The sequence below is a fragment of the Bacillus sp. GW823-FHT06A10 genome (genome assembly GCF_058795375.1).
In genome coordinates, this window is sequence record NZ_JBXAHT010000001.1 from 447,316 (window position 1) to 472,303 (window position 24,988).

The following is a 24,988-nucleotide window of genomic DNA, read 5'->3' on the forward strand; positions in this document are numbered from 1 at the left end:
TCATTTAAACATAAAGATTTTCGTTCTTGAGCGAACATTTAAAATGAATCCAATCGCAATCATGTATGTAAGCAGTGAACTTCCTCCGTAACTCATAAGAGGTAATGTTATCCCTGTAATGGGAAGTAATCCGATTGTCATCCCGATATTTTGGAATACTTGGAAAGTAAACATTCCGATTGTACCAGCGCAAATGTAACTACCGAAAGGGTCATTACTTTCTAAAGCAATATGAATCATTCGAAAAATGAGTAAGAAAAAAAGAGAAATAATGACACTTGCGCCTAGAAATCCAAATTGTTCAGCGACATTAGTGAAAATAAAATCTGTATGTGGTTCTGGAAAATATACTTGTCCATTTTCCCACCCTTTTCCTTGCATTTCTCCGGATCCAGTCGCTAAGAATGCTTGTCTTAATTGATAGCCTTGTGCATCATATTTGTAAGGTGCTAACCATCCGTAGAAGCGATTTAATTGATATTCTTTTAAAATGTGTGCTTTAAAGAAATCTGTGTGAGTAAAAAAAATATATATTAATGTAGATCCAGCAACGAAAGTACCTGAAACTAATCCGAAAATAAAACGCCATCGTATGCCAGAAACTAGTATCATTGCTGCAAGCATCGCTGAAATGACCATTGTGTTTCCTAAATCTGGTTCTTTTGCAATAAGTAGTAGTGGTGGCAAGCTTGTCGCAAATATTTTTCCAAGTAATAAAAAATCATCACGCATTGTTCGGGGAAAATATTTCTCATTATGATTTGCTATAATTCTTCCAATGACGATAATTAAAAACAATTTCATAATTTCAGAAGGCTGAAAATTCCCGATGCCTGGGAGCCTGTACCAAGCGGTAGCGCCTTTAATTGTAACGGCACCTGGTACTTGAAGTTCTAGTCCAATAAGTAGTACCATTGCAAAGCTATACAAATACCAAGCAATTTTTTGATAACGATCGAAATCGATAATCATAATAACACCAATGGCTATAAATCCAATGAAATACCATTGGATTTGCTTTAGTACAAAATTGACGTTTTGTAAAAATGGCGGTAAAGAGGCTTGCGCACTTGCAATAGCACAACAACTAACAATCCCAATGGCAAATAAAATAAATAGCAATACGTAGTCTATTTGATATTGAGAATTTGGATCTTTCAATGTAGGTATTCCTTTCTAATGCTCTTTATAGTAATGGATTTTATAGTATGAGAAAGAATGTATGAACTATACGAATGATTCGCATATAGCCCATACACTTTTAATTTTGCAGAGTAATTTAATTGTTTAACTCTTTAATAATTATATCCAAACAATGGGAAAGACGTACATGTGCGTCAGGAAAAATATCTAGTTGATGAAGATAGTATTTTAAGGAACTTTTACACCATTGGTAAGCACTAAGTAGAGCTGCTCTATAGTCCGTAGTATTTTGTAAAAAGCCATATTCTTTTGCTGTTATAACGAGGTGTGTGAAATCTTCACAACCTTGAAGGAGCTTATTGTGTATTTGTTGTCCAGCATGGTAGCGAAATTGACTTAAAGGCTCAGAAATGTATATTGCATTTCCTTTAGAAAGTAAAGAAATCCATGAGGCCATATCAACACTACAAGAATATTGTCGCTTTTTAAGAGTACCAAAAGGATCCGTGAGCAATTCTTTTCGAAACAAAGTAGTTGTAGGCTCACCGATAATGTTGTGCCCGCCCTTTAACATCCAATTACCTAAAAATATTCCGTTTAATGGAGTGTCTTCACTATATAACCTTTGGGTTGGATGGGAATCACCTATTAGATTTCCATGATCATCAATACGTACTCGATAAGAAGTAACAAGAGCAAGATTTTTATTGAGATCTTGCTCAAAATAGGCCATCATTTTTTGTATTTTATGCTTATAAAACACGTCATCGTCCATTAAAAAATTTATATACTCACCATTTGATTTTTCTATGAGCATAAGGTCATTGTGAAATTGTCCTAGAGTAGGGATATTTCGAATGTATGTTATATTTTTATAATTTGGTAAGTATTGTTCGCGTATTAAAGTTTCTGTTTCATCATTTGTGCTGTCATCTCCGATGATGATTTCAATATTTGAATAAGTTTGTGCCAATGCACTTTCTAGAGCGATTTTAAAATAATGAGGCCGATTATAAGTGGGAATAAGGATGGAAACGAGAGGTGGATTTTTTTCATTCATCATACATAACTTCCTTTCAGAAGCTTTTTTTTGTAAGAACAATATCTTGGTAACTTGTATATTCATTTCTGCCGCACCATAAACCGTAATGCGGCTTATTAATTATTTCTAGGCCGTACTTATTCAATAGATTGCAAATATCTGTCTCAGGATAAGCAACTGCAAAATTCGGAATATCTTTATTCACAACGTAGCAATTTTCAATTCGATGATAAAAACCTAATGTACTTTGTCCTGCATTTAAATAATAGGACGATTCAGGATTTATAAGAAAGAATGTAATGAAACATCTCCCGTCTTTTTTTAATACACGTACAATTTCAGATACGTAATGTTCTAATTCTTTTGGGAGAAGATGCGTAAATACAGAAGTTAAAAAGATAAAATCGAATGTCCCGTCTTCATAGGGAAAACGATATTGAGAGGCATCTTCTTTTCCTTCTGGATTATAGAATTGATTATATATGTCAACATGTTCAAAGTGAAAATTATTACGCATAGTTGAAATGTTATTTTGACACCAAGTAATTCCATCTTTAAACAAATCAAATCCATAATACGCTCCATCATCATTTAAGTAATTCAATAATGGTACAGCCATTCGGCCGACGCCGCAGCCTACATCTAATACTTTTTCATTTGATTTTAAAGCGCCAATTTGAATAAAATGCTTTAGGAATTCTTTTCCAACTTTTTTGAAGTCACCACCTACATATTGGACGAGTTCGGGAGGGGGGAGTAAAGTCATTTCTTTGTTAAGTTCGCTCATGAGTATACCCCTTTCTTGTATGAGAAGATGCAGTAAATCTATTAATAAAATTTTCAATTTTTAGTGAGAGAACACAGGAAAACAATTGTTATATGTAAGGAGATTCCGAAAAAGAATACTTAATTGGATTAGAAGTGAGAGAAGGATCAATGAAAATAGAATCCCCTATAGATTAAATCTTTTTTTATTCTTTTCTCCAATAAACGCCAAATACATCAATTTTAGTAATAGGGGCTTTTAAATTTCGTTGGTTTCTAAAGTCTGTCACAGCCTCAGCGCATGGCGGTAGCCCGTAGTCATCGATAATTATATAGCCACCTTTAGAAACTTTATCATATAAGTTCACGAGACCATCCATTGTAGATTCGTACATATCACCATCAAGCCGTGCAATTGCTATTTTTTCAATTGGTGCTGTTGGTAAAGTATCTTTAAACCAGCCTTTTAAAAATTTCACTTGATTATTTAGTAAATCATATTTTTTAAAATTCTCTTGTACTTGTTCTAAAGAGACGCGTAAGTAATCGAATGTGTGTAAATAATCACCGTAATCTTTTGGATATTGTTCTAGATTCGGTGCTGGCAAACCTTCAAATGAATCTGCGACCCACACATTACGATTCGTAATGTTGTTTGCTTGTAAAAAACCATTCATAAAAATGCATGATCCTCCGCGCCATACACCTGTTTCAATAAAATCTCCTTCTATATTTTCACGAACAACGGTTTCCATTGCCTCTTGTAATTGGTTCATACGTTCTCGACCAATCATGCTATGTGCTGCTCTTGGCCAATCCATTCCATCATGACGTTCACTTTTTGAAACATTTGGTTTTACAATTTTTAAGTTATGGTTTTCAGCATATTGCTTAATGAATAAAGGGAGGGGGACTGTAACTGGTTCGAATTCTAGTTCTTTCGAAATATGTAGAGATGCGGGTAAGTATGCCTCATATTCCAACCATATTTCAAATAAAATTGTCTTCTTTAGCAATTCGAGATAAAGCTGAACAGCAGATTTACTTTCCATATTTGTGCCTCCTGCAAAATGTCATACAACAATATGATTATGTAGATAGCGAATGTTTCATGATTGAATTTAAAATTGAAAAAGCAGTAAAACTGATAACAGTTTTACTGCTAAGTAAAAAATTAAGCAACTTTTTCAATAATAATAGATGCATTTGTACCAAGAGCTAATGATAGCCCAAGTCCTGTAACGATTACTTCAACTAATGATGGAGTTGTCGTAATTTGCGTAATTGCTTGAACAACGATAGGTGCTCCAACTGAGATTAAAGTAGCCCCAGTACCTGGTACAGATACCCCATTTACTTGGATTGTAAGCCCCCCTAATACACTTATTGCCGCAGTATATACGATAACAGTGATTTTATAGAATCCAGTTTCAGCAATAACGAAAGTATCAGCATCTAATTGAGAAATTGCTGTACCAAACTGAGATCCAACAGTATTAAATGGTACTGGAGCATTAAGTCCAAGATCTAAAGAAATTCCAGCGGAGTTAAATGCATACAATCCTGCTGGAAGTCCTAGTCCGGATGGTCCAGTCGGTCCAGTCGGTCCAGTCGGTCCAGTAGCCCCAGTAGGCCCCGTAGGTCCAGTAGCCCCAGTGTCACCAGTAGGCCCCGTAGGTCCAGTAGCCCCAGTGTCACCAGTAGGCCCCGTAGGTCCAGTAGCCCCAGTGTCACCAGTAGGCCCCGTAGGTCCAGTAGTCCCAGTGACACCAGTCGGTCCAGTAGGTCCCGTAGGTCCAGTAGGCCCCGTAGGTCCAGTAGGCCCCGTAGGTCCAGTCGGTCCAGTAGGCCCGGTAGGTACAGTAGGGCCCGTAGGTCCAGTAGGTCCAGTAGGCCCGGTTGGTCCAGTCGGAAGGGTAAACGGTGGTATCGGTGGTAATGTAGGTCCTACAAGATTAGGGTCAAATGCACTAGCTGATAAAGATTCATCGGGATTTAATCCATTTGAATAATTATTATTTGACATAAATTCACCTCCATAAAGCGTTCATTATATAGTAGATGCAAAACCGAAAGAAAATGACACGGACATTTGAATTATTGAAAAGAAATCTTAAACTACTTGAACAATTTAAAAAAATGGAAAGTTTAGTATATGTATAACATATGATTGATTTGGAAGAGGGTGATTATGTTGAACAAGCAAGGAATTACAATTAGTTTATGTATGATTGTTCGAGATGAGGAGGAGACAATAGCCCGTTGTTTAGAAACAGTTGAAAAAATTGTGGATGAAATTATAGTAGTTGATACAGGTTCCGTCGATCGAACGAAAGAAATCGTAGAGAAATACACTTCTAACATATATGATTTCCAGTGGATTGATGATTTTGCAGCAGCAAGAAATTTTTCTTTTTCAAAAGCGACGCAAGAGTATATATTGTGGCTAGATGCAGATGACGTATTATTAGAAGATGCTCAAGAAGCATTGAAACTTTTAAAAAGAGAATTAGATCCTAAAATTGATGCTGTTTCGATGCCTTATCACCTTGCAATGGATTCTAACGGGAAACCTTTATATTGTACAAAAAGAAATCGACTTGTAAAGCGTGAAAAACAATTTCAATGGTTTGGAAAGGTTCATGAGTATTTGGCTATTTCTGGTGAGGTTTTTAGTAGTAATGTTGCTATTACACATAAAAAAGAAAAAAAAGTAACAGATCGTAATTTGAAAATTTTTCAAAATACTGTAGCTGCAGGTGAAGAATTGAGTCCGAGAGATTTATTTTATTACGCAAATGAATCTACGGATAACCAAAAATATGATGATGCAGTTCTTCTATATGAAACATTTCTTAATCAAGACGAAGGATGGTATGAAGAAAAAATTTATGCATGTGGTAAGCTAGGAGATTGCTATGCGAAGCTCGGAATGTGGGAGAAGGCAATCGAATCTTGTGTGAAGTCGTTTCGGTATGACGTCCCTAGAGGAGAGAATTGTACAAGAATAGGATATATATATATGGAACAAGAAAAATATAATGAAGCGATATTTTGGTTTAAACTTGCTACGGAAGTACCAATGGCAACGGAAAGCCCTTTCCATAGTCCAGCTAGCTACACATGGCTACCCTATTTACAAATGTGTATTTGTTATAGCAGGTTAGGGGAGCAGGATAAAGCGTATTATTACAATGAATTAGCAGCTTCTTATGTTCCGAATAATGCTGCAATTGAATATAACCGTAAATATTTTCGGGGAGTTTTTGATAAACCATATAAAGTGTAATAGGTTTCGTTTTTTAGAAATGATTTATCGCTATTCTAACTCTAATAGATTGGTTATATATTAGAGTATCAGTAACGTAACCAATATAAATAAAAGATTTTATACTGCTATTTGCGGGCTAATAATCATTGGGGGATGAAAAAAATCTGCACTTTATAGAATTCATATGAGATTTATATTTCTAATTCAATTTGCATAAGGAGTGTGTGAAATGAATCGCGAAAAAAGTTCTTTATATGAAGAAAAATCCGAGCATTATTATAATGCAGCGAATCCGAATTTATTAAAGCATATAAAAAAGGAATGGAAAGAAGTTCTTGATATTGGTTGCTCGAGCGGTGCATTGGGAGCGGCTATTAAAGAAAATGGTACACGTGTATCAGGAATTGAGGCATTTCCAGAGGCGGCAGAAAAAGCGAAAGAAAGACTAGATCATGTTATTTTAGGGGATATAGAAAAAATAGATCTTCCTTATGAGGAGGGGCAATTTGATTGCGTCATATTTGGGGATGTATTAGAGCATTTATTTGATCCGTGGGCTGTAATAGAAAAAGTAAAGCCATATATAAAGCAAAATGGTGTGATTTTAGCAAGTATACCAAACGTTGCTCATATTTCAGTATTAGCTCCCTTACTTGCTGGAAATTGGACGTATACAGAATATGGTTTATTAGATAAAACACATATTCGTTTCTTTACATTCAATGAAATGCTAAGAATGTTTTTAAAAGCAGGATATTCAATTAGTAAAGTAGATCGTGTATATGTTGATCATAAAATGTATGAACCACTTATTGAGGAGTTATATGGAATTTGTAAAAAATATCGTCTTGGAAGTGGCTTCATGGCTGAGACAGTTGTATTTCAGTATATTATTGAAGCTGAAAAATCACAATTATGAGTGCTGCAGACAAAACAATATTATTTGTTACATGTATAAATGATCGGAAATTGTATGCAAACTGCGTGCGACATATATTGCAATTGTTAGTACCGCCAGGATATATTGTCCAATTTATGCCGATTCGAAATGCGAAAAGTATGACGAGTGGATACAATCAAGCCATTTCGCATCCTGCGAAGTATAAAGTTTATTTACATCAAGATGTTTTTATTATAAATAGGGCTTTTTTATACGGATTACTTCAATTATTTGAGGAACATGAACACCTTGGGATGATTGGGATGGTTGGAGCGCAATATGTTCCTCCGACTGGTGTATGGAACGAAGGGCGTGGAATTGTAGGGAAGGTCATTGGTTATATGAATGATTTGTTTTATATGGCAAGTTTAGAACAACCGTATCATGAATCAAAAACATTTATTCCTGTAGAATGTATTGACGGTTTATTAATGGCGACACAATATGATGTTCCGTGGCGAGAAGACGTATTTGACGGATTTGATTTTTATGATGTATCTCAATCGTTTGAATTTAAAAAAGCAGGATATACAGTCGGTGTGCCTGTACAGCGCGATGCTTGGTGTATCCATTATCATTTTGATGTGAATATGACGAACTATGAAAAGTATCGAAAAATATTTGTGGAACACTATATGTCAGATGTAAATAAGGAAGAATAAAAGGGGGGACAAAAATGAAAGATCATACAATATTAGTCGTTGTTTGTGTAAATAATGAGGAGCTTTTCAAACAATGTGAGAGCCAAATAAGAAACATTTTTGTTCCCCCTGGTTATGTCGTGCAAATTTTTCCGATACGAGATGCGCAAAGTATGGCAAGTGCATACAACCGAGCCCTTTCATATCCAGCGAAATACAAAGTGTATATACATCAAGATACATATCTTATTAATCGAGACATGTTTTCTACACTTATATCTCTTTTTAAAGAAAATGAAAAGCTTGGTTTAATAGGAGTCGCTGGGGCTCAGTTTTTACCGAATAACGGGATATGGTGGGAAGGAAAAAATTTAGTAGGGAAAGTGATTGAGTATAGAAGACAGAATTATCAATTATTAAATTTAGATCAGGTTTTTTATGGTAATCAACCATTTTTGTCAGTTCAGGCAATTGATGGTTTATTTATGGCAACGCAGTATGATATTCCGTGGCGAGAAGATTTGTTTCAAGGGTTTCACTTTTATGATATATCACAGTCTTTAGAGTTTCAAAGGGCTGGTTATTTAATCGGTATCCCAAATCAAGCAAATTTATGGTGTATTCATTACAACGGGGATGAGTTTGATGCGGATACATATGAGAAGTACCGGAAAGTGTTTGTAGAACATTACAAAGATATATTATCTCCATCATAAAGGAGAGATGCAAAGTGAAAGGAATTATTTTAGCAGGTGGTACTGGATCGAGATTATATCCAATAACGAAAGTAACGAATAAACATTTACTTCCTGTTGGTCGGTATCCGATGATTTATCATGCGGTATATAAGCTAAAACAATGCGATATTACAGATATTATGATTATTACAGGTAAAGAGCATATGGGGGATGTTGTTAGCTTTTTAGGGAGTGGTCATGAATTTGGAGTGTCCTTTACGTATCGTGTGCAAGATAAAGCGGGCGGGATCGCACAGGCGTTAGGGCTTTGTGAAGATTTCGTCGGGAATGATCGTATGGTAGTTATATTAGGGGATAATATTTTTTCAGATGATATTCTTCCGTATGTTGAAGAGTTTGCAAATCAAAAAGAAGGTGCGAAAGTGCTATTACAATCTGTAGAAGATCCCGAAAGATTTGGCGTAGCACATATTCAAAATCGAAAAATAGTTGAAATTGAAGAAAAGCCGAAAGAGCCGAAAAGTTCTTATGCGGTTACGGGAATTTATTTGTATGATTCGAAAGTCTTTTCTTATATTAAAGAATTAAAACCTTCTGCACGGGGAGAACTTGAAATTACAGATATAAATAATTGGTATTTAAAACGAGGGGTACTTACTTATAATGAAATGAGCGGCTGGTGGACTGATGCGGGAACTCATGCTTCGCTTCAAAAGGCGAATACGTTAGCACGGGATATTAACTTTGGGAAACAGTTTAACGGAGAATAGGTGAGAATATGAAAGTTATAGAAACAAATTTTACCGATGCAAAATTGTTAGAACCGAGGTTATTTGGAGACGAGCGTGGTTTTTTTTCAGAGAGTTATAATAAGCAGGTGCTAGAAACATTAGGGATTACGTATTCATTTGTACAGGATAACGTATCTTATTCGGCTAAGGCTGGAACGATTCGAGGACTACACTTTCAAAAAAAACCGAAAGCACAAACGAAACTCATTCAAGTTATGCAAGGGGCAATTTATGATGTTATCGTTGATTTACGAAAAAAATCACCAACATTTAAACAATGGAAAGGGTATATTTTAAGTGCAGATAACCATCGGCAATTACTAGTGCCAAGAGGGTTTGCACATGGATTTTGCACGCTTGTCCCGCATACTATCGTTATGTATAAAGTAGATGAATATTATAGCGCAGAGCATGACTCTGGATTACTTTGGGAAGATAAAGATTTAGCAATTCCTTGGCCAGTAACCGATCCTATATTGTCCGATAAGGATCAGATATTACCATTATTAGAGGAATATGAAGATAGTTTTTAAGTAGGAGCGTTGTTTATGAATATATTAGTAACAGGTGGGGCTGGATTTATTGGAAGTAATTTCGTTCATTACATGCTACAAAGTTATGAAACATATAAAATTATTAATTACGATGCATTAACATATAGCGGGAATTTAAATAATGTAAAATCTCTTCAGAATCACCCGAATTACTTTTTTGTAAAGGGAGAAATTCAAAATGGAGAGCTATTAGAACACGTTATAAAAGAGCGGGACGTACAAGTGATTGTAAATTTTGCAGCTGAATCACATGTGGACCGTAGTATTGAAAATCCGATTCCTTTTTATGATACAAATGTAATTGGGACGGTCACTTTATTAGAACTAGTTAAAAAATATTCGCATATAAAATTTGTGCAAGTATCAACGGATGAAGTGTATGGCTCTTTAGGAAAAACAGGGAAGTTCACAGAGAAAACGCCGTTAGCTCCAAATAGTCCATATTCTTCAAGTAAGGCGAGCGCGGACATGATAGCTCTATCTTACTATAAAACATATCAATTACCGGTTATAGTAACGCGTTGTTCTAACAATTATGGACCGTACCAGTATCCTGAAAAATTAATTCCATTAATGGTTACGAATGCACTAGAAGGAAAAAAACTACCGTTATATGGTGATGGTTTAAATGTAAGAGATTGGTTACATGTAACGGATCATTGCAGTGCGATTGACGTTGTTTTGCATAAGGGACGTGTAGGAGAAGTATATAATATAGGTGGAAATAATGAAAAAACAAATGTAGAAGTTGTGGAACAAATTATTACTCTTTTAGGAAAAACAAAAAAAGACATTGAATATGTTACAGATCGTTTAGGGCACGATCGTCGTTATGCGATTGATGCAGAGAAAATGAAGAATGAATTTGATTGGGAACCGAAATATACGTTTGAACAAGGATTACAAGAGACGGTGAAATGGTATGAAAAGAATAAGGAATGGTGGAAACCACTAAAAGACCAGTAAGGGGCATGTTACATGAAAGAGAGGGTTATCATAACAGGAGCAAACGGTCAATTAGGAAAGCAACTATTTGAAGAGTTAAACTCTGAAGAATATGATATATATCCATTTGATAAAAAGTTATTAGATGTGACAAATATATCCCGAATACAACAAGTGGTACAAGAAATAAAACCACATATAATTATTCATTGTGCTGCCTATACGAAAGTAGATCATGCGGAGAAAGAACAGGATCTTGCATATAGAATAAATGCAATCGGAGCTAGAAATGTAGCGGTTGCTTCACAATTAGTAGGGGCGAAGCTAGTTTATATTAGTACTGATTATGTATTTCAAGGTGCCAGACCAGATGGATACGACGAATTTCATAGTCCAGCGCCGATAAATATATATGGAGCCTCTAAGTATGCGGGGGAGCAGTTCGTCAAAGAGTTACATAATAAATATTTTATCGTTCGCACATCGTGGCTATATGGTAAATATGGAAATAATTTCGTGAAAACGATGATGCGATTAGGAAAAGAAAGAGATGAAATATCTGTTGTAGCGGATCAAGTTGGCTCGCCTACGTATGTGGCGGATTTAAATATGGTTATTAATAAGCTCATTCATACTTCTTTATACGGTACATACCACGTATCAAACAGAGGCTCATGCTCTTGGTTTGAATTTGCACAAAAGATATTTTCGTATGCAAATATGAAAGTGAATGTATTACCTGTTTCAACGGAAGAATTCGGGGCTGCAGCTGCGAGGCCCAAATATTCTATTTTTCAACACAACATGCTACGATTAAATGGTTTTTCACAAATGCCTTCTTGGGAAGAAGGATTAGAGCGGTTTTTTATAGAAACCAAAAGTCATTAACAAATTTCTGTTAATGACTTTTTTGTTTGCCTTTAAGCGGTTTTATGGTACTATAATTATAGTATCAGGTACTAATAACAAGTATAAGTATTTCTGGGAGGATATATCATGGAACTATTACAAGGGAAAACATTTGTTGTTATGGGCGTTGCGAACCAAAGAAGTATTGCATGGGGAATTGCTCGCTCTTTGCATAATGCAGGTGCAAAATTAATATTCACATATGCAGGAGAACGTTTAGAAAGAAACGTTCGTGAATTAGCGGACACATTAGAAGGACAAGAATCACTTGTATTACCTTGTGATGTAACGAATGATGAGGAACTTACAGCTTGCTTTGAAACAATTAAACAAGAAGTAGGTACTATTCACGGTGTAGCACATTGTATTGCTTTTGCAAATCGCGATGACTTAAAAGGTGAATTTGTAGATACTTCTCGCGATGGATTTTTACTTGCACAAAATATTAGTGCATTCTCTTTAACAGCTGTAGCAAGAGAAGCAAAAAAAGTAATGACAGAAGGCGGAAATATTTTAACGTTAACATACCTTGGCGGCGAGCGCGTTGTGAAAAATTATAACGTTATGGGTGTTGCGAAAGCTTCATTAGAAGCGAGCGTGAAATATTTAGCGAACGATTTAGGTCAACATGGTATTCGTGTCAACGCTATTTCTGCAGGACCAATTCGTACGTTGTCTGCAAAAGGTGTAGGCGATTTCAACTCAATCTTAAGAGAAATTGAGGAGCGCGCACCACTTCGTCGTACAACAACTCCAGAAGAAGTTGGCGATACAGCAGTATTCCTATTCAGTGATTTAGCACGTGGAGTAACAGGAGAAAACATTCACGTTGATTCAGGGTATCATATCCTAGGATAAATAGAATATTAATTTTTAAAGGACAATCTCTAAATGCTGAGATTGTCCTTTTTATTTGTTCTGAGAAAGAACGATTTTTAACGAAAGTTCTTACCACGTGATGAATATAACTATAATAGTACACGATTTATTCAGCTACGTATGGAAGTGGGAGGGACGAGTGTGAAGAATAAAAATAAAAGTTCAACAGTTGGAAAACCGTTGTTATATATTGCGCAAGTAAGTTTAGAACTTGCTGCACCGAAAATAAAAAGGATTATCCTGACAAACTTTGAAAATGAAGATCAAAAAGAGCAAAGTAATAGACATGAAAATATTGTAAGCGGTGCTGTGGAAGAGGTAACAGAACAAGAACAACAAGAAGAGCAGCAAGGGGAAGAAAAAATAGAAGAAGAAAAAGAAGAACACGCAGAACAAGAAGAGCAAGAACAACAAGAACAACAAGAACCAGAACAACAAGAACCAGTAAGAACTGTCCCGTATAATAAATCATTTAAGGATATGAATAATGATGAAAAAATTCATTTTTTATTAAACCGCCCTCATTATATTCCGAAAGTAAGGTGCAGAATAAAAACAGCTACAGTTTCTTATGTTGGATCGATCATATCGTATCGTAATGGCATTGTATCTATTATGCCGCAAAATAGTATGAGAGATATTAGGTTGTCTATAGATGATATCCAATCGATTAGTATGGCTGGCTTTTAAATATGTAAAGGTGGTAGAAAGCTTCTACCACCCCAATAGTTTTTTAGTTTACTTAACGATAGAAACGTCGCGTAAGCATTGAATTGCACAGAAACAGCTTAAATCAACAGTAATACAAGTAGTTGTAGATATTAATCTTGCATTTGGTACAGCTAAAAACGTACAAATTGGATCGTCACCAGGTGGTACCGGAGAACTGTCACCTAAAACTACAGTTAATACACGTAGTACAGCACAGCTATCGTCATCTACACTTTCCACACGGAAAATTGGAGATCGGCAGCTAGTAAGGCTTGCAGATGGTGCGAATGCTTCAAAAGGTTCTCCAGTTTTTGTGTATAAAATAAAAGGGCGTGTATTAGCTACTGATGCAGTATTGTGTGCACCTAAGAATGGGATTTCACAACCAGATCCACATGTTGTTGTAGAACAATCTTGTAATTCATTGATGAATTTTACAACGTCAACTACACAATGAGAAGAGCCATGGTGTTTATTTTCGTTACAACTCATTAATGTCACTCCTTATCTTCTTGTTTGTATTTACATTAATAAGATATTGGAGTCGAGGAGATTTGGTCACAATCTCAAGACCTTTTTTTTTAAATAGGCGAAAGAGGATAAGGGAAGGTGGAATTATGCTGTTTACAAGCTGGCTTTTATTTTTTATTTTTGCGTTAGCTGCTTTTAGGCTCACTCGTTTAATTGTATATGATAAAATAACAGCCTTTTTGCGAAGACCATTTATTGATGAATTAGAGATTACGGAGCCGGATGGAAGTGTATCAACATTTACAAAAGTAAAAGGTAAAGGATTAAGAAAGTGGATTGGTGAATTGTTAAGCTGTTATTGGTGTACAGGTGTATGGGTTAGTGCTTTTTTATTAGTTTTATATAATTGGATTCCTATCATTGCGGAGCCGTTACTTGCATTATTAGCCATTGCAGGTGCAGCAGCAATCATTGAAACAGTTACAGGATATTTTATGGGAGAATAATATTTTTTCATAATAAGAGAAAAAGCGGAGTTTAAAAGAATCAGGGAACGGAAATAAAGAGTTGTTCATATAGTAAATAGACAGAATTGACAGTAGAGGAGATGTTTGCTGTGAGCAATAATCCAAGGCAAAATTCATATGACCTGCAGCAGTGGTATCATATACAGCAACAACACCAAGCACAACAACAGGCATATCAAGAACAATTACAACAACAAGGATTTGTGAAGAAAAAGGGATGCAATTGTGGGAAAAAGAAGAACGCAATAAAACAATATGAAGAATGAAACACTCATGCTACTGTGAGTGTTTTTTATTATATAAAAAGCGGTATTTCTGTATTAGAAATACCGCTTTTTACTAACTAATTTGTGCAACTGTTAATGCTGCTGCGCGGATGTCTACAGTTCCAATTAACTGAACTGGCACAATTTGAATTAAGTCACCAGGATTTAAGTTAATAAGAATAACACCACTGGATACATCTACTTCACCAGTACCAATAACGTTAGAACGAACTGCTGTACCTGATCCAGGAATAATGTTAGCTGGCGTATTTAATGATAAGAAGAAACGACCAGCTTCTGGTGCAACAGGTGAGTTATCAAGACTAATTGTTAATGTATAACTGATTTGATAAATACCAGCTCGTAGAATTCGAATGCCATCTCCGACACTTACTGTATCGTTGATTACAGGAACAGTAATATTTGGATTTGGACTTACGCTAGGTAATAATAGTGGTGTAAATAGTGAAGCAAACTGAGGTGCAGAAGCATTGAAAGCAAAACCAAAGGCAGGTAGTGTACTAGCTGGCTTCGCCTCACAATCGATTTTAGTAAATTCGCAATCAGAAGAGAACATGTTTTTCACTCCTTTATCTGTTTCTACTTTCAGTTAATGAAAAGGACAGGTTCTATGTTCTAGACAAGTTCCCAATTTTAAGAAATTTACATAAGAATACTCTTTAAGCATGGATTGGGTGGCAGAATTATCTGCCACCCAATCCATGCTTAACTCATTATTTAGTTTTAAATAGAAACATCGCGTAAGCATTGAATAGCGCAGAAGCAACTTAAATCAACAGTAATGCAAGTGGAGGTTGATATTAGTCTTGCATTTGGTACAGCTAAAAACGTACAGATTGGGTCGTCACCAGGTGGTACAGCGGTACCATCACCTAAAACTACAGTTAATACACGCAATACAGCACAGTCATCATCATCTATACTTTCTACGCGGAAAATAGGAGATCGGCAACTAGTAAGGCTTGAAGATGGTGCGAATGCTTCAAAAGGTTCTCCAGTTTTTGTGTATAAAATAAAAGGACGTGTATTAGCTACTGATGCATTGTTATGTGCACCTAAAAATGGAACTTCGCAACCAGATCCACATGTTGTCGTTGCACATTCTTGTAGTTCATGTATAAAACGAACAACATTCGATACACAGTTGAAATCACACTCATGTTGATGATCTTCATTACAATTGCAGCTCATTATGTTCACTCCTTCTCGTGAGTTCTGACATACACTATTACAATATGAGTGGGATATGGTTGATATTACGTTAATTCTTATGATAAAAACAAGGAATTTATATAGGAGGGATGTACATAACGCATTATAAAAAAAGACATCCTTATTTAGTGGATGTCTTTTCAGGTAAATCTTTTCGCACAGTATATAAAAAACGAGATATATCTAATTTCTTTCCTCTGAAAAATTGCGGAGAAGAAATGTAAAGTTCTTCTTTCGCACGTGTAATGGCGACATAAAGTAATCGGCGTTCTTCTTCTAATGCTTCAGAAGTTTCCGTAACACGATCATTTGCATCTTTTAAAGAAGAAGTATGCGGCAGGATCCCATCACTCGCTCCAAGTAAAAAGACACATGGAAATTCAAGGCCTTTTGCGTTATGAATTGACATAAGTGAAACGGCATCTTTTTGCGGCATTGTTTTTAATGCTTCCATTTCTTTTTGACCTTGAATCGCTTCGTCAATAAATTGTAAATAAGCTGGAATATCGGTGAAACGAGTTGCAGACTCCATTAATTCTTCCAACATTTCTTCTTGTATGTCTTTATGCATCGTAAAGGAAGAACGATCGTTACTTTGTAAGTACTCTAAATATTTTCCTTTACCATGAATGATTTCTTTTAATGCTTTTTTCGGTTCTAATTCTTTAATAAACTTAATAAAATCGATGCGCTCATTTACCTTTTTCACTTGAAAAGGTTTTAAGCTTGGATTTAATAGTAAGAAATGAAGAAGAGAAGGGAAGCGCCCCTCACCATATTTCCATTGTTCACGTTCAATAAATGAAATACAATCATCACGTCCGATATACATCGTCGGCAATATGTTTGAAAGTGATTCTAGTCGAAACGGCTCAATCACGAGTCTTAAATGATCTAATACAGGCTTAATTAAAGAATGTTCATAAAATGATTGGCTCGCCCCGTGTTTAATAAACGGGATTTTATGAATGGTAAGCTGATCAAGTAACGAACGGCTTACAGAATGTGTGCGATACAGTAAACAAAAATCTTTATAGTTTCGTTCACCGCTATCCACTTTTTCTTGAATGAGCTGTAAAATTTGATTTGCTTCATCAAGAGTCGTAGCAGGTCTTGAATAAAAAGGTTGTACACCTTCCTCACGAACGGAGTATAGCTCTTTATCAAAACGTTCTTGATTTAATTTTATAACTTCATTTCCAAGCCCGACGATAAAGGGATTGGATCGATAATTCGTATTTAGTGCAATGATTGTTGTGTTATCAAATTCTTTTGGAAAAGATAAAATAATTTGGTGACTTGCCCCTCGCCAGCCATAGATAGCTTGATCATCATCACCTGCGATGAACAAATTATTTCTTGGTGTGGCTAACAATTTTACAATTTCATATTGTGCATACGATGTATCTTGAAACTCATCTACTTCAATGTAGTGAAAACGTTGTTGTAATTGAGTTAGTAAAGGAGCATTATTTTCTAACATATAATATGTTTCCAATAAGATGTCATCGAAATCAATATAATTGTATCGTTGTTTTACTTCTTCAAAACGTTCATATACTTCTTTAAATTCTTGTTCCACTGGTGTTTTCGCTTTTACATCTTTCGGACGATTTAATTTGTTTTTCTCAAGTGAAATCATCGCGAGTATCGTTTCCGCATCATAATCGTCTTTTAAACGCAATTCTTTTAAGATTTTCTTTATCATAATTTGTTTATGTTTTTCATTTGCTAAAATTTGCTGATTATACCCTTGACTACGAAGCAATTTTAAGAAAACAGAGTGGAATGTACCAGCAACAACATAGCTACTTGCTGCATGATTCATACCTGGTAACTTCGCAACACGACTTCGGATTTCTTCAGCTGCTTTTTGTGTAAATGTAAGTAATAAAATATTTCGTGGATGAACTTGTTTTACATTTACTAAATAACCAACGCGAGTTGTTAAAACAGATGTTTTCCCGCTTCCAGCACCAGCTAGTGTGAGAACAGGACCTTCTGTTGTGCGCACGGCTTCTAATTGTTTTTCATTTAAAAAAACATTTTGTTGTTCGAGAGCGCGGAAATAAGCCGCATCTACATCTTCTTCCATAATTAAATGGGTAGATGTTTTCGGAATATGATATGTCGCACGCGGAATATCGGCGTGTGTTAACGATTTTTGTGAAAATTTTTCTTGTGTCATATGTTCACCTTCAAAACTATAGCATCAACATTTAACTTTAGCGGAAGAAAAAGAAAATAGCAATGTAAAAAACAGGAGGGGTCACCTCCTGCTTTCAAATTACAATTCTTTTATCATTACGACGTGCGGGATATTTGCTTCCATAAATACATCAGAACTCGTTACATAGCCAAGTTTTTTATAGAAATCTTCAGCATGTGTTTGAGCATGAAGTTTCAATTTTGGTAGCGAATTTTCTTTTGCATACGCTTCAAGCGCATCCATAACAATTTTTCCGATACCTTTTTTACGATGGGAACCTAGCACGCAAATGCGTTCCATTTTCCCTATACCATCAAGGGTGCGAAAACGTCCAGCACCAACTGGAACATCATTGTCATATATAACAACGTGTGCTGAAGTTTCTTCAAACTCATCGTACTCTTCTTCAGCAGAGACACGTTGTTCATTTACAAACACTTGTTTACGTACAGAGAATGCATCTCTTAGTTGTTCGTCCGTTTGTACAATCTGTGCGTGCAAATTAGTTGTTCCCCTTTCCAAGGTGGAATGTTTCGTGTACAGTCCATGTTCCATTTTCTAATTGATATAGAAGATGGAAACGATCAATTGGTTGTTCATAATAGAAATCTTTCATACGTAATCGACCCAATACATCAGCATGCTCTGCATCTGATAAGCCTTGTCCGATTGTTAAGTGAGGTACGAAAGCATATTCGCGTTCTTGTGTGAATAACCCGCCATGCATTTCTTCATTTAAGAAAGTAAGTTCAGGTGTTTTTTCTACTTTAAAATAAAGGACGTTATTAACAGGTGCGAATGAACCAACTTTCCCAACATGAAGGGTGAAAGGATTCGTTTTACCTGCGATTGTATGTAGCTCGTTTACAATCGATTCTAATTGTTCATCTTGCGTCTCAAAGGGTGTTTTCAATGTAATATGTGGCGGAACTAATGCGTAGTGCGGGTCATAACGCTTACGCAATCCGTTCGCTTTATCTTGAATCATTTTAGATGGAAAAATTACAATGCCTAATTTCATGTTCCAATTCCTCCCTTTGTAAGTCTAGTTAGATTTTGAGATAAATAAATCTCTTTATCTATTATATCAAATTATTCTGAATACTGCTCTCTATTATTTCATTGATAGAATATGAGAGAAGGCTTTCGGTAAATCAGTTTGCCAATATTTCCAAGTATGATTACCTTCAAACTCCTCGTAATGCGTAATGAAATTTCTATCTGTGAGAAGTGTATTTAACTCACGGTTTGGTTCTACGAAATCAGATACTTGTCCATCAGTACGCTTTACAGCCGTTTCTTCTGTACCAATGACGTGATACAGTTCTAATGCTTGTGGATCTTTGAAGTCTTTTGCTAAGTTCATCACTGTCTCATCCACAAATGGTGATTGCATAACGACTTTACCGAATGTATGCGGATACATAAGTGCAGTCATAAAGGAAACTGTTCCGCCAAGAGAATCACCAATTAAAACACGACCTTTTCCCATTTGGTACGTTGGATAATTTTCATCAATATATGGTGCAAGTTCATGAGCAAGGAAACGAATATATGCAGCATTTTTCACTTCACTTGGGAAATATTTTTCTTTACGATCCTGTACATTTTTATATGGAATACCGACAATAATTGTACGGTCAATTTCTTCAGTTTCACGAAGGCGCTCAATTACACGGTGCGCTTTACCAAGCTGAAAATAATCTCTACCATCTTGTGCAATTACAACTGTATGTTTGTGCAGTGGTGTGTAATTTACTGGCAAATAAACGAGAAGCGTAACGTCTTCTTGAAGTGATGCGCTATAAAATGAAATTTCTTCAATTCTCCCTATTGTTTGACTCATGTAGATCCCCCTAAATAAAAATTTACTGTAACGATTGTAAGAGCGACGCTTGTAGTGAAAAAGGAAATAAATATTCACTAATTGGTGCCTTAATTTCTATTTTACCATAATGGTACGAAGAATCTAAAAAATTAGTATTTAAGTTACGAAAGAAAACGGATATAATGAAGTGGGATTTTTGACAGGTGAGAGGGGAGACAGGGTTTGAAACAAGAAAAATCAATCGCACTACCATTGGCTATTTCTATAATTGCTATTTCCTTTGCAGCAGTTTTTGTAAAGATGTCCTCAGCACCATCTTCAATATTAAGTATGTACCGCTTATGGATTATCGTACTTATTATGCTGCCTATCGTATGGAAAAAAAGAGAGGAATTTAATAGGATTCAAATGAAAGATTGGGGCTTTTTAATTGGATCTGGTTTCTTTTTAGCACTTCATTTTCTTTTATGGTTTGAATCTTTAAAGCATACAACAGTTGCTAGTTCAACAATTATTTTGGCACTTCAACCGATCGTATCTTTAGTTGGAGGTTTTTTTCTGTTTAAAGAAAGAACAACATATTCAGCCATTGCAACGATGGGAATCGCTATTCTAGGCGTAATGTGCATTGGTTGGGGAGATTTAGGTTTAAGTAAGCAAGCAATTTATGGAGACATATTATCCTTTCTAAGTGTAATAGCAGTTGTCGGTTATTTATTTATCGGGCAAACGACAGTAAAGAAAGTATCACACTGGATTTATAGCTTTACAGTCTTTGCATTCGCAGGTCTTTTTATGGGGATTTATAATGTCATATTGCAAGTACCCTTTACAGGTTATACGAAGTGGGATTGGACCGTTTTTCTTTTACTTGCGGTTGTGCCGACAGTGTCACATGTAATTAATAACTGGCTATTAAATTATGTAAATGCAACGACAATTTCAATGAGTATTTTAGGAGAACCTGTTGGAGCATCTATACTTGCGTTCTTCTTACTTGGAGAAAAATTAAATGCAATGCAAATTATCGGTAGCATGCTCGTATTGTTTGGTGTATCTGTTTTCTTACTGCAGCAACAAAAGCGAACAGCAAAAAATGTCGTAAACGAGCCGGTGTACACACAGGAATTATAGTGTTAGGGGAGAAAAGAGAAGTTGTGATACTTCTCTTTTTGTTTTATAGAAATACGGGCGTAGAAGGGGGGAAGAAAATGGAAGAGATATTAAAGAAGTATATGAATAGATTTACAACACTAAGTGAAGAAGAGCAGCAAATGATTCTCAGTGAATTACAAATTGAAGAATATAAAAAAGGAACAGTGCTCCTAAGACAAGGAAATGTTCCGTTAAAATGTTATTTTGTATTAAAAGGATGCGTTAGGCAACATAGTATAGATGAAGCAGGGAAAGAAGTTACATCAAATTTTTATACAGAAGAACAGGCAATTTCGAATTTCAACCATCATAAACAAGATAAATCTTCATCATATACGTTAACGTGTTTAGAAGATTGTACTGTAGTTGTTGGTGATCTACATAGTGAAAAGGACATGTATAATAAGTATTTACAATTAGAAGAAATGACGCGTAAAATGATCGAGTGCAATTTCGGTGAAGTACAAGATGAACTTGCTGTATTTATCTCATCGACACCAGAAGAGCGATATAAAACATTGTTACGAAAACGCCCGTATTTAATTCATCGCGTTCCACAATATCAGCTAGCAAGCTATCTTGGCATGACACCAGAATCATTAAGTAGAATTAAGAAACGGCTTAATTAGAGTGTTTACCACCTTTCAATAGTAGCCATATCGCAAGTCCTAATTCACCTGCAATCATAGGTAATTGGAATAGTGATTGTATGAGTGAAATCATTGTATCGTATTGTGTAAACATTGTATTCATGACGTGAATTAGCATATAACCGGTAGCAGCAATGAACAGCAGTATACTAATAAACTTTGGTATCTGTATAGAGAGAAAAGCTACATAGCTTAAAACGAAAAGATGTAATCCAAAAATGATCAATCCTACAGACCAAATGTATTCGAATGCACTGAGAAACAACATTGTATATGTTTCTGGATTTGCAATTGTATTTTTTGAAAGCAATAATGCCAATATTAGATTGAATATAGCAATCCCAAGTATAGCTGTATACATAAGACGAAGCAAAGCGGCTAGTAATGAGAGGCTAGTATGAATTGGTTTTAGAAAGAAATAAAGAGCCCACGCAGCGACAATATCAGTGATAAAAATGATAATCCACCCAAAAACTTCCGCTTTGAAAAGTGAATTTGAAGTTTGGATATTATGGAATGTTGTACTCGCATCTCCTTGTATAACGAGGTTTCCATGAACAAAACCGTAAGAGAAAAATGCAATGAATGCCATAACAAGAAGAGATGTGCTAGCAAATAAGGCGTACTTTCGTTCAGTCATAATATGTCCTCCTTTTCTAATATTGTTTTCATTGTAATAGGGAAGAGGAGGAGATTCATTGACTTAAATCAAGACGGGGAAAGTTTAGTAGAATTTCCATCAAAAAAAATGTATGGTTATATCCAATTTTTTATTAACCTTGTAAAAAGTAAAAACTAAAATATTGAAATCAAGTAAAAGAGTGGCTACGAAGCCACTCTTTTACTTTGGATTTGTCATATAAGGTTGTACATGAATGACACATAGGTCACGGAATTTGCCTTCAGCAGTTGTGACAATTACGACTGCTCTACCTGCGCTTTTTCCAGTAATTGTAACGGTGTCGCCTTTTGGATATATGGTGATGATATCAGAATTCATATTTGACCAAATAAGCTCTTTATGCGTTGCTTGTATTGGCAAAATGGAAGCTGCTAACACAATGTTTTGTCCCGTTTTTATTTTTAATTTATGTTTTTCCATATGAACACCGATGACTGAAATAACAGAAGGAGCAATTGAAATTTTAGGCGGGTTAGGTTGCATGTTTAAACAAGACGCAGAAGTATTTGTGATAGGTGAAAATTTTCGTGTTTGTTGTTGCTGGAAAGCTGCTAACATGTTGGAGTCCCCTTTCTGTATAAGTGCTGATACTCATACTATAAAGGAGTAGTGTTATGTTAAATTTAACGAAACATAAAGAATTTGTTAAATTTGATAAGAAGATTGTCGAACTGTAAAAAATCTCTGCTGTTACGATAACAGCAGAGATTTTTTTATAAATTATGACGATGTTGTTTTTCGAAATCCTCAAATTGCTCTTCAACTTCTTTTGAAGGTTGTGTTAATAAACTAACAATTACGATGGCTAGTAAACTAATAGCGAAACCTGGAATCATTTCATATAAGAAATCTTTTAAGAATTTGAATTGAGTCCATATAATAACAGTAGCGGCACCAGAAATCATACCAGCAAGCGCGCCCCATTTCGTCATACGTTTCCAATATAAGCTTAATAAAATAGCAGGTCCGAATGAAGAACCGAACCCAGCCCAAGCGTATCCAACAAGAGCTAAAATCGTATCATTTTGTTTAAGCGCTAATGCACATCCAATTAAAGCGATAACAAGAACAGCCATACGACCGACAAATACAAGTTCTTTATCAGAAGCATCACGCTTAAAGAATGTTCTATATAAGTCTTCTGTTACTGCACTCGAAGTAACGAGAAGTTGAGAAGAAATTGTACTCATAATAGCTGCTAAAATAGCTGCTAATAAAAATCCAGTAATAAGTGGATGGAATAAAATAGTGCCAAGTTCAACGAAAATCGTTTCTGGATCAGAAAGTTTTAAACCTGCTTTTGAATAGTATGCAATACCGATAAGGCCAGTAAACATAGCTCCAGCAACAGAGAAAATCATCCAGCTCATACCAATACGTCGTGCACTTTTAATTTCTTTTACAGAAGAAATCGCCATAAAGCGTACAATAATATGTGGTTGTCCAACATAACCAAGGCCCCATGCGAATAATGAAATAATTCCTAATACAGAAGTACCTTTAAAAATATCTAATAATGCCGGATCGATAGATTTAATTGTTTCAAATGCTGGACCAAGTCCATTTACGTGCATAATTGTTACGATTGGAACAAGAATAAGAGCGACTACCATAATGATTCCTTGCACGAAGTCTGTCCAACTTACAGCTAAAAATCCACCAAATAATGTGTAAGCTACGACAACTCCACCAACGATAAGAAGACCAACATGGTAATTGAGTCCAAATGAATTTTCGAATAATACAGCACCAGAGACAAATCCTGAAGCTACATAAAACGTGAAAAATATCATAATAACAAGTCCAGATACTAAACGTAGCATATGGGATTTGTCGTGGAAACGGTGTTCCAAAAATTCTGGGATAGTAATAGAGTTATTTGCAATTTCAGAGTAGGTACGTAAGCGAGGAGCGACATAAAGCCAGTTTGCATATGCGCCTAATGTTAGGCCAATCGCAATCCAGCTACTACTTAATCCAACGCTAAACATTGCACCGGGTAAGCCCATTAAAAGCCAACCACTCATATCAGCTGCTCCAGCACTTAATGCTGTTACTGCGGGGCCTAGTGTACGCCCGCCAAGCATATAATCTGTTAAGTTGGATGTTTGCTTATAAGCGAAATAGCCGATAATTAGCATCCCAAGCATGTAAATAGAGATAGAAGTTAAAATTAACATCTGCGTACTCATGTAGTTCCCCTTTCTTTTGTCATGTCTTTTGATGCGTTATGCATATTTATCCCGCATGAACGGGCAGTAAAACTCCCACCTTAAAATTGGATGGGCAAGGAAGTTAGGTGGGAGATCAACTGCCCGTAAATGCCCGATTAGTTCAACTAATAATAAGTGGGGGATGAACAAAACCCCTACTGATTAAAGTTTCACTTTATAATCTATCATGATTATTCTGAAAAATCCATATAGAAATACGAATTTTCAGAAATGTAAGCGTTTTTTGATGTTATTTTACTTTTTTAATATATAATATTCATACAAAAAACCTTATTTTTAATAGAGTATTTATTATATTTACATAAAAAGAGGTTGTTTTGTCAATATAATATTGAAAGGAAAGAAAAATAAAATTTTTAAAAAAGTATTGACTTGTGAAAAAAGTCAGGTCTATAATGAGTGCAACTTAAAAAAATGCAAGCGTTGATGAAGAAGAGTACACAT

29 protein-coding genes and 1 other annotated feature (1 of these 30 cut by a window edge) are annotated in these 24,988 nt (G+C 35.5%); of the genes, 14 read left to right on the plus strand and 15 right to left on the minus strand.

Annotated features, from left to right (window positions below; translation table 11 throughout):
• The 5 genes from AC1Q8M_RS02325 to AC1Q8M_RS02345 all read right to left on the minus strand — a co-directional run bounded on the left by AC1Q8M_RS02325 (window position 1) and on the right by AC1Q8M_RS02345 (window position 4,976).
• Window positions 1–1,161, minus strand: a complete 1,161-nt coding sequence (locus AC1Q8M_RS02325) for an FtsW/RodA/SpoVE family cell cycle protein (protein WP_000654698.1) — start codon at window positions 1,159–1,161, stop codon at window positions 1–3.
• Between the two features lie 118 nt (window positions 1,162–1,279).
• Entirely contained in the window at window positions 1,280–2,206 is a 927-nt protein-coding gene (locus tag AC1Q8M_RS02330) for a glycosyltransferase family 2 protein (protein ID WP_071713727.1), read from the minus strand.
• A 13-nt stretch (window positions 2,207–2,219) separates the two neighbouring features.
• Window positions 2,220–2,972, minus strand: a complete 753-nt coding sequence (locus tag AC1Q8M_RS02335) for a class I SAM-dependent methyltransferase (RefSeq protein WP_001292839.1) — start codon at window positions 2,970–2,972, stop codon at window positions 2,220–2,222.
• A gap of 184 nt (window positions 2,973–3,156) precedes the next feature.
• Complete coding sequence (locus AC1Q8M_RS02340; RefSeq protein WP_043937653.1) at window positions 3,157–4,002, minus strand: TylF/MycF family methyltransferase; 846 nt, start codon at window positions 4,000–4,002, stop codon at window positions 3,157–3,159.
• Window positions 4,003–4,124: 122 nt separating this feature from the next.
• Window positions 4,125–4,976: a BclA C-terminal domain-containing protein gene (locus AC1Q8M_RS02345; protein WP_492334114.1), complete on the minus strand. Its 852-nt coding sequence runs from the start codon at window positions 4,974–4,976 to the stop codon at window positions 4,125–4,127.
• A gap of 165 nt (window positions 4,977–5,141) precedes the next feature.
• Between AC1Q8M_RS02345 and AC1Q8M_RS02350 the strand changes: the two genes are divergently transcribed.
• The 10 genes from AC1Q8M_RS02350 to AC1Q8M_RS02395 all read left to right on the plus strand — a co-directional run bounded on the left by AC1Q8M_RS02350 (window position 5,142) and on the right by AC1Q8M_RS02395 (window position 13,268).
• Complete coding sequence (locus AC1Q8M_RS02350) at window positions 5,142–6,239, plus strand: glycosyltransferase (RefSeq protein WP_090975820.1); 1,098 nt, start codon at window positions 5,142–5,144, stop codon at window positions 6,237–6,239.
• Window positions 6,240–6,450: 211 nt separating this feature from the next.
• Entirely contained in the window at window positions 6,451–7,140 is a 690-nt protein-coding gene (locus AC1Q8M_RS02355; protein ID WP_001078430.1) for a class I SAM-dependent methyltransferase, read from the plus strand.
• Window positions 7,137–7,823, plus strand: coding sequence for a glycosyltransferase family protein (locus AC1Q8M_RS02360; RefSeq protein WP_001271186.1), 687 nt, complete (start codon window positions 7,137–7,139; stop codon window positions 7,821–7,823). The genes AC1Q8M_RS02355 and AC1Q8M_RS02360 overlap by 4 nt, the downstream gene beginning before the upstream one ends.
• Before the next feature lie 14 nt (window positions 7,824–7,837).
• Window positions 7,838–8,518, plus strand: a complete 681-nt coding sequence (locus AC1Q8M_RS02365; protein WP_000651522.1) for a glycosyltransferase family protein — start codon at window positions 7,838–7,840, stop codon at window positions 8,516–8,518.
• A gap of 14 nt (window positions 8,519–8,532) precedes the next feature.
• Window positions 8,533–9,270, plus strand: a complete 738-nt coding sequence (locus tag AC1Q8M_RS02370; RefSeq protein WP_000676160.1) for a sugar phosphate nucleotidyltransferase — start codon at window positions 8,533–8,535, stop codon at window positions 9,268–9,270.
• Window positions 9,271–9,278: 8 nt separating this feature from the next.
• Complete coding sequence (rfbC, locus tag AC1Q8M_RS02375; protein ID WP_000864165.1) at window positions 9,279–9,824, plus strand: dTDP-4-dehydrorhamnose 3,5-epimerase; 546 nt, start codon at window positions 9,279–9,281, stop codon at window positions 9,822–9,824.
• Between the two features lie 15 nt (window positions 9,825–9,839).
• Window positions 9,840–10,811, plus strand: a complete 972-nt coding sequence (rfbB, locus tag AC1Q8M_RS02380) for a dTDP-glucose 4,6-dehydratase (protein ID WP_001024177.1) — start codon at window positions 9,840–9,842, stop codon at window positions 10,809–10,811.
• A gap of 12 nt (window positions 10,812–10,823) precedes the next feature.
• Window positions 10,824–11,678, plus strand: coding sequence for a dTDP-4-dehydrorhamnose reductase (rfbD, locus tag AC1Q8M_RS02385; RefSeq protein WP_000664659.1), 855 nt, complete (start codon window positions 10,824–10,826; stop codon window positions 11,676–11,678).
• Window positions 11,679–11,786: 108 nt separating this feature from the next.
• A complete protein-coding gene (gene fabI, locus AC1Q8M_RS02390; protein WP_000421885.1) occupies window positions 11,787–12,557 on the plus strand; it encodes an enoyl-ACP reductase FabI in 771 nt (256 codons plus the stop codon).
• 141 nt (window positions 12,558–12,698) lie between these two features.
• Window positions 12,699–13,268 carry a spore coat CotO family protein gene (locus AC1Q8M_RS02395; RefSeq protein WP_098361203.1) on the plus strand — a complete coding sequence of 190 codons (570 nt, stop codon included), beginning with the start codon at window positions 12,699–12,701 and terminating at the stop codon, window positions 13,266–13,268.
• A gap of 48 nt (window positions 13,269–13,316) precedes the next feature.
• On the opposite strand, the gene exsY is transcribed toward AC1Q8M_RS02395, so the two are convergent.
• The gene (exsY, locus tag AC1Q8M_RS02400; protein WP_001277740.1) at window positions 13,317–13,781 is read right to left on the minus strand and encodes an exosporium assembly protein ExsY; all 465 of its coding nucleotides are present in this window, start codon (window positions 13,779–13,781) and stop codon (window positions 13,317–13,319) included.
• A gap of 125 nt (window positions 13,782–13,906) precedes the next feature.
• Between exsY and AC1Q8M_RS02405 the strand changes: the two genes are divergently transcribed.
• Both AC1Q8M_RS02405 and AC1Q8M_RS02410 read left to right on the plus strand, forming a co-directional pair.
• Window positions 13,907–14,266: a DUF1360 domain-containing protein gene (locus AC1Q8M_RS02405; protein ID WP_000899660.1), complete on the plus strand. Its 360-nt coding sequence runs from the start codon at window positions 13,907–13,909 to the stop codon at window positions 14,264–14,266.
• A 101-nt stretch (window positions 14,267–14,367) separates the two neighbouring features.
• Window positions 14,368–14,553: a hypothetical protein gene (locus AC1Q8M_RS02410; protein WP_023521433.1), complete on the plus strand. Its 186-nt coding sequence runs from the start codon at window positions 14,368–14,370 to the stop codon at window positions 14,551–14,553.
• A 73-nt stretch (window positions 14,554–14,626) separates the two neighbouring features.
• Here AC1Q8M_RS02410 and exsF read toward each other — a convergent pair whose 3' ends face one another.
• From exsF to AC1Q8M_RS02440, 6 genes are all read right to left on the minus strand, one after another.
• A complete protein-coding gene (exsF, locus tag AC1Q8M_RS02415; protein ID WP_000492939.1) occupies window positions 14,627–15,130 on the minus strand; it encodes an exosporium protein ExsF in 504 nt (167 codons plus the stop codon).
• A gap of 167 nt (window positions 15,131–15,297) precedes the next feature.
• On the minus strand, window positions 15,298–15,765 hold the full coding sequence (gene cotY / locus AC1Q8M_RS02420) for a spore coat protein CotY (RefSeq protein ID WP_001277719.1): 468 nt from the start codon (window positions 15,763–15,765) through the stop codon (window positions 15,298–15,300).
• A 142-nt stretch (window positions 15,766–15,907) separates the two neighbouring features.
• Window positions 15,908–17,974, minus strand: coding sequence for an ATP-dependent helicase (locus tag AC1Q8M_RS02425; protein WP_072939702.1), 2,067 nt, complete (start codon window positions 17,972–17,974; stop codon window positions 15,908–15,910).
• A gap of 99 nt (window positions 17,975–18,073) precedes the next feature.
• Entirely contained in the window at window positions 18,074–18,496 is a 423-nt protein-coding gene (locus AC1Q8M_RS02430) for a GNAT family N-acetyltransferase (protein WP_072939699.1), read from the minus strand.
• Window position 18,497: 1 nt separating this feature from the next.
• Window positions 18,498–19,016, minus strand: a complete 519-nt coding sequence (locus AC1Q8M_RS02435) for a YjcG family protein (RefSeq protein ID WP_000765871.1) — start codon at window positions 19,014–19,016, stop codon at window positions 18,498–18,500.
• A 93-nt stretch (window positions 19,017–19,109) separates the two neighbouring features.
• Window positions 19,110–19,841, minus strand: coding sequence for an alpha/beta hydrolase (locus AC1Q8M_RS02440; protein WP_000084015.1), 732 nt, complete (start codon window positions 19,839–19,841; stop codon window positions 19,110–19,112).
• A 204-nt stretch (window positions 19,842–20,045) separates the two neighbouring features.
• On the opposite strand from AC1Q8M_RS02440, the gene AC1Q8M_RS02445 reads away from it, so the two are divergent.
• Complete coding sequence (locus AC1Q8M_RS02445; RefSeq protein ID WP_000806939.1) at window positions 20,046–20,957, plus strand: DMT family transporter; 912 nt, start codon at window positions 20,046–20,048, stop codon at window positions 20,955–20,957.
• A gap of 77 nt (window positions 20,958–21,034) precedes the next feature.
• On the plus strand, window positions 21,035–21,607 hold the full coding sequence (locus tag AC1Q8M_RS02450; RefSeq protein ID WP_097822190.1) for a Crp/Fnr family transcriptional regulator: 573 nt from the start codon (window positions 21,035–21,037) through the stop codon (window positions 21,605–21,607).
• Here the strand turns inward: AC1Q8M_RS02450 and AC1Q8M_RS02455 are convergent.
• From AC1Q8M_RS02455 to putP, 3 genes are all read right to left on the minus strand, one after another.
• Window positions 21,600–22,268 carry a DUF4386 domain-containing protein gene (locus tag AC1Q8M_RS02455; protein ID WP_097822191.1) on the minus strand — a complete coding sequence of 223 codons (669 nt, stop codon included), beginning with the start codon at window positions 22,266–22,268 and terminating at the stop codon, window positions 21,600–21,602. The two genes, AC1Q8M_RS02450 and AC1Q8M_RS02455, sit on opposite strands and share 8 nt — an antisense overlap.
• Window positions 22,269–22,469: 201 nt before the next feature.
• The gene (locus AC1Q8M_RS02460; protein ID WP_000878729.1) at window positions 22,470–22,868 is read right to left on the minus strand and encodes an Ig-like domain-containing protein; all 399 of its coding nucleotides are present in this window, start codon (window positions 22,866–22,868) and stop codon (window positions 22,470–22,472) included.
• A 155-nt stretch (window positions 22,869–23,023) separates the two neighbouring features.
• Window positions 23,024–24,502: a sodium/proline symporter PutP gene (gene putP, locus AC1Q8M_RS02465; RefSeq protein WP_000107189.1), complete on the minus strand. Its 1,479-nt coding sequence runs from the start codon at window positions 24,500–24,502 to the stop codon at window positions 23,024–23,026.
• A 456-nt stretch (window positions 24,503–24,958) separates the two neighbouring features.
• Window positions 24,959–24,988, plus strand: a binding site (T-box leader) (it continues 208 nt past the right edge of the window).